An 8284-nucleotide genomic window follows, 5' to 3' on the forward strand; every position below is an offset into this window, starting at 1 on the left:
TTCTGGAAAGAGAACCACAGCGTCATGGACAGTGGCACGATCATCCACACCAGAAGCATGACAACCGACGGCGCCATCATCAACCGCGCCAGATTTTTAGTGTTTTGCGTCGCCATGCGGCTCCCTCCCATGATGCTGCCAGCGCTCCTTTGTAGGAGACGCTGATTGATGGAGAATAATACGAGCCGTGGGTGCTAAGCACGGCCCGCTGCCGTCGCGCGGTCGTAGACAGCGAGTACGCCATCGACTGCCGCGATGAGGATATCATGCGCGGAAGCCGTAGAAAGCGAAGTATGCTCTGGTAAGAACTGACGCAGAAGCGGTTCCGGAATCACCCGGTCATGCAGCGCCGTCAGGAGCTTCTCGACCGAAGACAACGCTTCCGGCCTGTTCCAGTAGTACCGAATTCGATCGCTGTAGCTGTAGTGCCGCTGAATACGGAGAGCCGTCTCATCACCATGATAATGGCCCTTCCAGTCATCTGGATGGGTCACCATAAGCTCTTCCATCACGGACGCCAGAGGACGTATTCCATAGCCGGGAACGATCTCCGAAGCGATCATGTCGAGAGCGTAGAGCGCTTCACGAAATTCGAATGTCACCCCAGGACCGACCTTCAGGATCGCAAACCCATCGCGGACCAGCGCGGTGAGCGCCTCTTCAGTCTGATAGTCAGTCGAATGCGCCTCGAAAACGAGTCCATGGTGATCTTCTAGCACTTTCACCAGCTCAATGGCCTTCGGCTGGTCGTAGACAATCACGTTTTCACTTCCGAATTCCACACCAGGCTGTACGACGAATGCGATGACGCGGCCGAACGCGTCGGCAAGACCTGCCTTCTCGAAGATATCTCTATGAACCTCTATCGTTCTGCGAGCGGCTTCCGGCGACGTCGGCTCCAAACTGTCAAGAACATGGTCGGCGCCGCCTGGTACCGGCACTTCCGTACCAAGGATGTAGACGGGTGGGGCTACCCCAGCCTTTGATGCCGCGTCTTCAGCGGTTTTGCAGATGTCGGCTGCACGATTGGCAATCGTCACGTCGTCCAGTGCTGCAGGCTCACCTGCGCAGCCCATGGACGTGTCGATGTGAATCTTGGTGAAACCAGCCGCGACGTAGGCCTCAACCATGGTACGAGCCTTTTGAAGGGCTGTTTCGGCGGGCTCTTTCCTCCAAGGGTTTGGCCCTAGATGATCACCGCCGAAAATTATCGAATTCTGATCAAGCCCCTCGTCATTGGCGATGCCCAACACCAATGCGACGAAATCAGATGGGGTAAGCCCAGTGTAGCCGCCAAGATGATTTACCTGATTGCACGTCGCCTCGATCAACACCTTTCGCCCGGTGATCTTCGCACGTCGAATTGCAGCGCGAAGGACGATGGGGTGTGCGGTACAGACCGACGTTATGCCGACGGGATGACCGGCCACACGCGCAGCCGCAAGCTCCAGAAGAATTCCGCCCATCTCACTTCTCCGTCTTGTTCTTCGTGATGAAATCGTCGAGCTGCTCGAATGTGGATGCGCCTTCCATTGGACCGCGCACAGTGACAGTTCGAGCGCCAGCGGCGTTGGCATACCGTAAGGAATCGGCAATCGAGAGGCCCCGACGCCTGCATGAAACATATGCCGCTCCAAAGCAGTCACCTGCTCCGGTAGGATCTACTTCCTCAACGACAAACGCCGGGCTGTCGATGCGACCACCACGGTGGAAACAGGAGGACCCCTTTGCACCGCGCTTAAGAACGATCTCAGAAACACCCCGTGACAAGAGCGCCGCTACAGCACCCTCTTCATCTTCGACGCCCGAAGCGACGAAGAGTTCCTCCCCCGAAGGCAGGAGAAGGTCGGTAACGGCTAGAATGTCATCAAGCTGCGTTCTGGCGTCTTCTCCCGTGGCGAGCAGTTCTTTGCGAATGTTCGGATCAAATGAGACGGATCCGCCGCGTGCCTTCACGAGAGCGACGGCTCGCATGATGATTTCAGCAATACCAGGGATGGAAAATGCAGAACCCATGACATGGACGTGCCCTGCCCTATCCATCAACTCTTCAGCAGCCGTGGTCAAACTGATCTGCCCCGCAGCAGATCTGGTAATATTGAATACGAAATCACGCTCACCGTCAGCCCTGTAGCGAACGAACGCGCTGCCGGTCGGGTAGTCGGACAGCATTTTAATAGCAGACACATCGGCACCGTCTCGCTTAAGACGATCAATATTAAGACGGCCAAAATCGTCCTGGCCCACGGCCGATATGATCCCAGCAGCACTTCCCATACGCGCAACCTGGTCGATAAAAATCGCTGGAGCGCCGCTCGGAAAAGGACCCTCAAGAGACAGAGGCTCACTGAATCCTTCCCCGATGGATGTCGCCATGATCTCTACGAGTATCTCGCCCACAGTAATGGTCGGCCCCATAGATTCCGAAGCTATTGCATGTGCGATTTCCATGGCTCCTCCCAATGGTCGCTAGCCTGAGTTTCTTGACTCTCGATGCCGCACTAGTAGGAGCGAGCTATAAAGCTGTCAATACAAATTTTACGCACGTAAAATTAAAGGTTTTTTTCGCGTCGCACAAAAAATCAATCAATTTCCCATTAATTTCAACACGACGCGGCGCAATAAAACCTTAAAAATCAATTGATTTGGTAATAGTTCTTCAATTTTTTGCTCTTACGTGCAGATTCTTCGATTGACTTCCAAACTTCTTGGCTTGATAAAAAGTTTACGCATGTAATGTATGCGCAAACACTCGTCTTGGAGGAGATTTTCATGGGTGTGAAGTCCAGCATTCTTTTATCGTCCGTCGCCGGCCTCGGCCTTCTTGCAGGCGTCGCGCATGCTGAAGAGATCACTGTCGCTACTGTTAATAACGGCGATATGATCATCATGCAGAAGCTGTCAAAAGCCTGGGAGCAGAAGACCGGGAACAAAATCAACTGGGTCGTGCTTGAAGAAAATGTCCTGCGCGAACGTGTCACAACGGACATAGCGACCGGAAGCGGCCAGTTCGACATCATGACGATCGGCGGCTACGAAGCGCCTATCTGGGGCAAGTCGGGATGGCTTTCGGCCGTAGACGACCTCGGCGACGACTATGACTACGCGGACCTTCTTGATCCGATCAAGAAGGGTCTAACTGTCGATGGGAAACTCTACGCAGTGCCCTTCTATACCGAGAGCTCGTTCACTCTCTATCGCAAGGATCTTTTCGATGCCGCAGGGCTGAAGATGCCAGAACAGCCGACCTATAATCAGATCAAGGAGTATGCGGCTAAGCTCACGGACAAGTCTAAGGGTGTTTACGGAATATGCCTGCGCGGCAAGCCCGGTTGGGGTGAGAACATGGCGTTCCTTGGAACGATGATAAACACCTACGGTGGCCGCTGGTTTGACATGGACTGGAAGCCTCAACTCACCAGCGAGCCGTGGAAGAAGGCCGTGACGGACTACGTCGACCTGATGACGAAGTACGGTCCTTCCGGAGCGACAGCGAACGGCTTTAACGAAAATCAGACCCTCTTCGCGTCGGGCAAATGCGCCATGTGGATCGACGCCACATCGGCTGCCGGTCGCGTCTACGACCCGAAACAAAGCCAGGTTGCAGACAAGGTGGCATTCACGCGTTCGCCGGTTGAGGCAACGCCGGCTGGATCGAGCTGGTCGTGGTCCTGGAACCTCGCGATCCCTGCAACGACTAAGAAGGGCGACACTGCGCGCTCATTCGTTAAGTGGGCGACGTCCAAGGACTACGTGGAGATGGTCGGCGAGTCCGAGGGCTGGGTTGCAGTTCCTCCGGGTACGCGCAAGTCGACCTATGCACTTCCTGAATATCAGAAGGCCGCCCCCTTCGCCGACACGGTATTGAAGGCGATTATGTCGGCTGATCCATCGAAGCCCACCAAGGACCCGGTTCCCTACACCGGCGTACAGTTCGTTGCCATTCCTGAGTTCCAGGCAATCGGAACGTTCGTAGGTCAGCAGATCAGCGCTGCGCTGGCAGGTCAGCAGTCGGTCGAAGCCTCTCTTGAGGCTGCACAGGCCCAGGTTACCCGCGATATGACCCGCGCAGGTTACATCAAGTAGTCGAGCGCCCGCCAGAAATGGCGAGCCCTCCCTGGAGCCCGGTGTTCGCTTCACCGGGCTCCACCCATACGCCGTCATCGAAACTGGACGCCATTCGCCGTCGGGCGAGGTCGTCGGAGGAAGCAAATGAGACTTAAAGACAAGGTTGCCTTCATCACGGGTGGGGCAAGAGGCATCGGACTAGGATTTGCCGAAGCATTCGTCGCCGAAGGTGCGAAAGTCGTAATCGCAGACATCAATATCGACCGAGCCACCGAGGCAGCCGCCCAGATTGGTCCGGCTGCAAAGGCGTTGAAGTTGGACGTGACGGACGTTGCGGATATCGACCGTGTCGTCAAACAGGTCGACTCCGAATTCGGCGGCATCGATATCCTTGTCAACAATGCCGCGATCTTCGACATGGGCCCAATCAACGATATCTCCGAGGAAAGCTACCAGAAGGTCATGGACGTGAACCTCAAAGGGCCGCTTTTCGTCATGCGTGCTGTTTCCAACGTCATGATCGACCGCAAGAAGGGCGGCAAGATCATCAACATGGCCAGCCAGGCAGGCCGCCGTGGAGAAGCGCTTGTCACGCTCTACTGCGCATCCAAGGCCGCCATCATTTCCGCAACTCAGTCGGCTGCGCTGGCTCTGGTCAAGCATGGCATCAACGTGAACGCGATCGCTCCCGGTGTCGTTGATGGCGAGCATTGGGACATCGTTGATGCCAAGTTCGCGCAGTGGGAGGGCCTTAAGCCTGGAGAGAAGAAGGCTCAGGTCGCCAAGTCCGTCCCGATTGGCCGCTTCGCCACGCCTGACGACATCAAGGGACTGGCTGTCTTCCTCGCGTCAGCAGACAGCAACTACATCCTTGCCCAGACGTACAATGTCGACGGCGGAAACTGGATGAACTGACAGGGAGCGCCAGCATGAAGGCCATCCAATTCATCGGAAAGGGTCAGCCCGTGCTGGCTGACATTCCACAGCCATCGGATTTGCCATCGGGACACGTCTTGATCCAGATCCGAGCCTCGGGCCTTTGCCATACAGATATAGACGTCCTTCATGGCCGCTACGGGTCAGGCGCATTCCCAGTGGTTCCGGGACATGAATTTGCTGGCGAGATCAAAGCAATCGCCAGCGGAGTTGCAAACCTCAAGGTTGGCGATCGAGTCGTTGTCGATCCAAATCTTCCGTGCGGCACATGCGCTGCTTGCAGGAAGGGCTTGACCAATCTTTGCACTGACCTCAAAGCATACGGAGTGACGCAGGACGGTGGCTTTGGCGAATGTTGTGCCGTCCATTGCGATCAGGTCCACCCCGTCGGAAACCTTTCCTATGATGTCGCGGCACTCGCAGAACCGCTGGCATGTGCCTTGAATGGAATCGGTGCGGCGGGCTTCGGTTCAGGGGCAACACCGCCTTCTGAGGCAATCATATTCGGCGCCGGACCAATAGGGCTTCTTCTTGCCCTGTCTCTCAAATCGCGGGGCGCGCAGAGCGTCACTATGGCTGACGTGAACGACAGTAGGCTTGAATTCGCGGCTGGGCTCGGCCTTCAGGTCGTGAGAGCTGAACCCAAGCTTCTGGTCTCGCGTCGTCATGACTTCGACTTCGTCGCCGATGCGACAGGTGTGCCGTCAGTGGTTCAGGAAATGATCCAGCTCGTTGCTGATGGTGGCACGGCGTTGTTATTTGGGGTATGCCCACCAGACGCGACTGTATCGATTCATCCTTTCGAGGTTTTTCGGCGCCAGCTCAAGATTGTCGGGTCTCATTCCCTAAACAGGAACATTCCGGAGGCAATCGCGATGCTGGAGGGTGACGATGGTTCGATGGCAAAGCTGGTCAGTCACCGCCTCCCATTGGAGGAGATGCTCCGGTTTTTCCTTGCGAAGCCATCCGATCCTGCGACGATGAAGATACAGTTCGTTTCGGACTGAGATTCGCATGAGCCCTGGAGCGTTTCTGCGGACCTAGCGTCCGCAGCCTGTGGCTGCCACGACTGTAAGGGAGCTTGATGTGCCAAAACCGATCAAGACTATGGAGGACTTCTCCGAGTTCGTCGGGCTCTCGCGTCCAACCGTTTCGAAGTACTTCAACGACCCTACCTCGGTGCGAAAGAAGACACGCGACACCATCGAGCAAGCCCTCAGGAAGTCAGGCTTCAAGCCCAACATGTTCGCGGTGAACCTGAACCGCCGACGCAGCAACATCATCGGCATAATTATTCCCAACGCTCTCGACCCATTCTACATGGCGTTGACAAGGCGGATCGAAGTGATTGCTGCCGAGGCGGGCTTCCTCGCCTTCGTGCTTTCTTCCGACGGCAGAGCCGAGGTGGAAGACGACGCCGTCAGTACACTTCAGTCACTGAATGTGGCGGGCGCTATCATCGCCCCGATAGGGTCAACTCCGCGGAATTCGCCCCTGACGAAGCTCGGACAAAGCATTCCCCTCGTATATGTTGACTCGCCAGCGGATGAGGAAGCAGCCTTTGTCGGAAGTGACAACCGCCAGAGCTTCGGCCTCATAGTCGACTATCTCTGCCGCTCCGGAGAGCCGCCGTGCTTTCTGGGCATGCCGAAAGTCAATAGAAATGCGGACGACAGGCGGGAAATCTATATCGCAGCGATGGAGGGCGCTGGACATAAAGCCGAGGTTCTCAACATATCTGGAATGACGACCTGGGATTTCGAGCGGTTCGGCTTCGATGAGGCTACACGTTTGTTCGACAGGTTGGATTTGCTTCCCACCCGAACGATCGTCTGCGCTAATGACCGCTTAGCTTTTGGTGTCATCGCAGCGGCATGGAAAAAGGGAATCAAGGTTGGCCACGGTTCAGCGTTCGACCTCAGGGTCGCTGGTCACGACGATCACCCCCTGTCGCAATATGCGTGTCCGCCCATCACGACTGTCGCACAAAATTACTATGAGATTGGCAGGCTGGCGATCGGCCTCCTGCTTCGTAAGCTTGGCGAAGCTGACGTCTCGGACGATCCGTTGATCAGCCGTGATCAAATCCTGCTGAAGTCCGAACTGATTCTCAGAGCATCCGCCTAAGTACGGTTGAAAGCCGATTGATCAACGTAAGAACCTCGACGGGAGTCATTCAATGGGCGAACCATCGATCTTGCTAAGGCTTGATTATCGGACATCTCTCGCCATTCACAAGCGAGAGCAATCAGGTTGTAAGTCTGCCGGCGGGGTGGCGCCCAAAGTTCACTTTGACAACCTTCAAACGGTGGATGATTGTCGGCAAAATCACATATAGGCTTGGACGCCCTGAAAGCACTCGCTTTCAAAAATATTGCAATGACCGCAATCGGCCCATTGAGGACATTGCATAGCGCTCGTCAGCCGAGATACTCCGGGTCATGTTGCACGAATGACGACAAACATATTCAGCGGGAAAGCGCTCCATGGAAAGGGTTTTCATCGTAGGTAATAGCGGAAGCGGCAAGTCGTGGCTGGCGAGAGAGTTGGCGCCCAAGTTCGGGTTTCCGGTCACGCATCTGGATGATTTGCACTGGTTACCCGGTTTCTCAGGAAAGCGTCCACGCAATGAGCGTGATCAACTCGTTGCTGAAGCAGCAGGCAGCGGCTCATGGGTTATGGGTTATGGAAGGAATATACGGGTCAATTCTCAAGCAGGTCTTTCCCCGCGTAACAACATTTATCTGGCTCGATCTAGCCGACGACGACTGCATCGCAAATTTGATGACGCGGGGGCAAACCGATGGAGGATCATCGGAGCAATTCGAAGAACTGCTGGAGTATACTCGAGGCTACCGTTTCCGAAAGAACCACCTGAACTCCTTTGAGGCGCACCACTTGTTCTACGAGCAACATCCCGAGCAAAAATATAGGCTAACGAGCCGATCTGAGGTCGCCAATTTTCTGGTCGGCCTCTGATATGCACTTTACATTCACCGATGACCGATTGTGGCCCTAGGGGGACCATCGGCGAACGCCGATGGCCAGAAGTCTACATCTCGATTTGCTCAGCGATTCTCAGAGAGTTATCCACCTCGACGCCAATGTAGCGAACTGTGCTTTCGAGCTTTGTGTGACCGAGGAGAATTTGGACCGCTCGCAGGTTACCTGTATTTTTGTAAATCTGCGCTGCCTTGCGTAACCGGTGTTCCGCTCCCACGTTGCCCTTCGGCGTTTGATCTGTGATCGAGTTTTCATGGATAAAGAGCGGGAGTTTCTC

Annotated in this window: 7 protein-coding genes and 2 pseudogenes; 5 read left to right on the forward strand and 4 right to left on the reverse strand. The window is 55.4% G+C overall.

Going from position 1 to position 8284, the window contains the following annotated elements; translation table 11 throughout:
• The 3 genes and pseudogenes from IFT53_RS23330 to IFT53_RS23340 all read right to left on the reverse strand — a co-directional run.
• Positions 1 to 116, reverse strand: a pseudogene (locus IFT53_RS23330) (sugar ABC transporter permease); the annotation flags it as partial.
• 78 nt (positions 117 to 194) lie between these two features.
• Complete coding sequence (locus tag IFT53_RS23335; protein ID WP_192068408.1) at positions 195 to 1466, reverse strand: D-tagatose-bisphosphate aldolase, class II, non-catalytic subunit; 1272 nt, start codon at positions 1464 to 1466, stop codon at positions 195 to 197.
• A gap of 1 nt (position 1467) precedes the next feature.
• Positions 1468 to 2451: a tagatose kinase gene (locus IFT53_RS23340; RefSeq protein WP_192068410.1), complete on the reverse strand. Its 984-nt coding sequence runs from the start codon at positions 2449 to 2451 to the stop codon at positions 1468 to 1470.
• 321 nt (positions 2452 to 2772) lie between these two features.
• Between IFT53_RS23340 and IFT53_RS23345 the strand changes: the two genes are divergently transcribed.
• The 5 genes from IFT53_RS23345 (at position 2773) to IFT53_RS23365 (ending at position 7983) form a co-directional block, all read left to right on the forward strand.
• Complete coding sequence (locus tag IFT53_RS23345; protein ID WP_192068412.1) at positions 2773 to 4086, forward strand: ABC transporter substrate-binding protein; 1314 nt, start codon at positions 2773 to 2775, stop codon at positions 4084 to 4086.
• Positions 4087 to 4212: 126 nt separating this feature from the next.
• Entirely contained in the window at positions 4213 to 4983 is a 771-nt protein-coding gene (locus IFT53_RS23350) for an L-iditol 2-dehydrogenase (RefSeq protein ID WP_192068413.1), read from the forward strand.
• A 14-nt stretch (positions 4984 to 4997) separates the two neighbouring features.
• Positions 4998 to 6011: a zinc-dependent alcohol dehydrogenase family protein gene (locus IFT53_RS23355; protein WP_192068415.1), complete on the forward strand. Its 1014-nt coding sequence runs from the start codon at positions 4998 to 5000 to the stop codon at positions 6009 to 6011.
• 100 nt (positions 6012 to 6111) lie between these two features.
• On the forward strand, positions 6112 to 7131 hold the full coding sequence (locus IFT53_RS23360) for a LacI family DNA-binding transcriptional regulator (RefSeq protein ID WP_192068419.1): 1020 nt from the start codon (positions 6112 to 6114) through the stop codon (positions 7129 to 7131).
• Between the two features lie 501 nt (positions 7132 to 7632).
• Positions 7633 to 7983, forward strand: a complete 351-nt coding sequence (locus IFT53_RS23365; protein WP_192068417.1) for an AAA family ATPase — start codon at positions 7633 to 7635, stop codon at positions 7981 to 7983.
• A gap of 73 nt (positions 7984 to 8056) precedes the next feature.
• Here IFT53_RS23365 and IFT53_RS23645 read toward each other — a convergent pair.
• A pseudogene (locus IFT53_RS23645) lies at positions 8057 to 8284 on the reverse strand (hypothetical protein); the annotation flags it as partial.

This window comes from Rhizobium sp. CFBP 13644, assembly GCF_014842165.1.
GTDB lineage: Bacteria > Pseudomonadota > Alphaproteobacteria > Rhizobiales > Rhizobiaceae > Agrobacterium > Agrobacterium tumefaciens_C.

Excerpts from the sequence above, each read along its gene's own strand:
- IFT53_RS23355 (WP_192068415.1), top strand. The coding sequence starts at position 4,998 with ATGAAGGCCATCCAATTCATCGGAAAGGGTCAGCCCGTGCTGGCTGAC.
- IFT53_RS23360 (WP_192068419.1), top strand. The coding sequence starts at position 6,112 with ATGGAGGACTTCTCCGAGTTCGTCGGGCTCTCGCGTCCAACCGTTTCG.
- IFT53_RS23345 (WP_192068412.1), top strand. The coding sequence starts at position 2,773 with ATGGGTGTGAAGTCCAGCATTCTTTTATCGTCCGTCGCCGGCCTCGGC.
- IFT53_RS23340 (WP_192068410.1), bottom strand. The coding sequence starts at position 2,451 with ATGGAAATCGCACATGCAATAGCTTCGGAATCTATGGGGCCGACCATT.
- IFT53_RS23365 (WP_192068417.1), top strand. The coding sequence starts at position 7,633 with ATGAGCGTGATCAACTCGTTGCTGAAGCAGCAGGCAGCGGCTCATGGG.
- IFT53_RS23335 (WP_192068408.1), bottom strand. The coding sequence starts at position 1,466 with ATGGGCGGAATTCTTCTGGAGCTTGCGGCTGCGCGTGTGGCCGGTCAT.
- IFT53_RS23350 (WP_192068413.1), top strand. The coding sequence starts at position 4,213 with ATGAGACTTAAAGACAAGGTTGCCTTCATCACGGGTGGGGCAAGAGGC.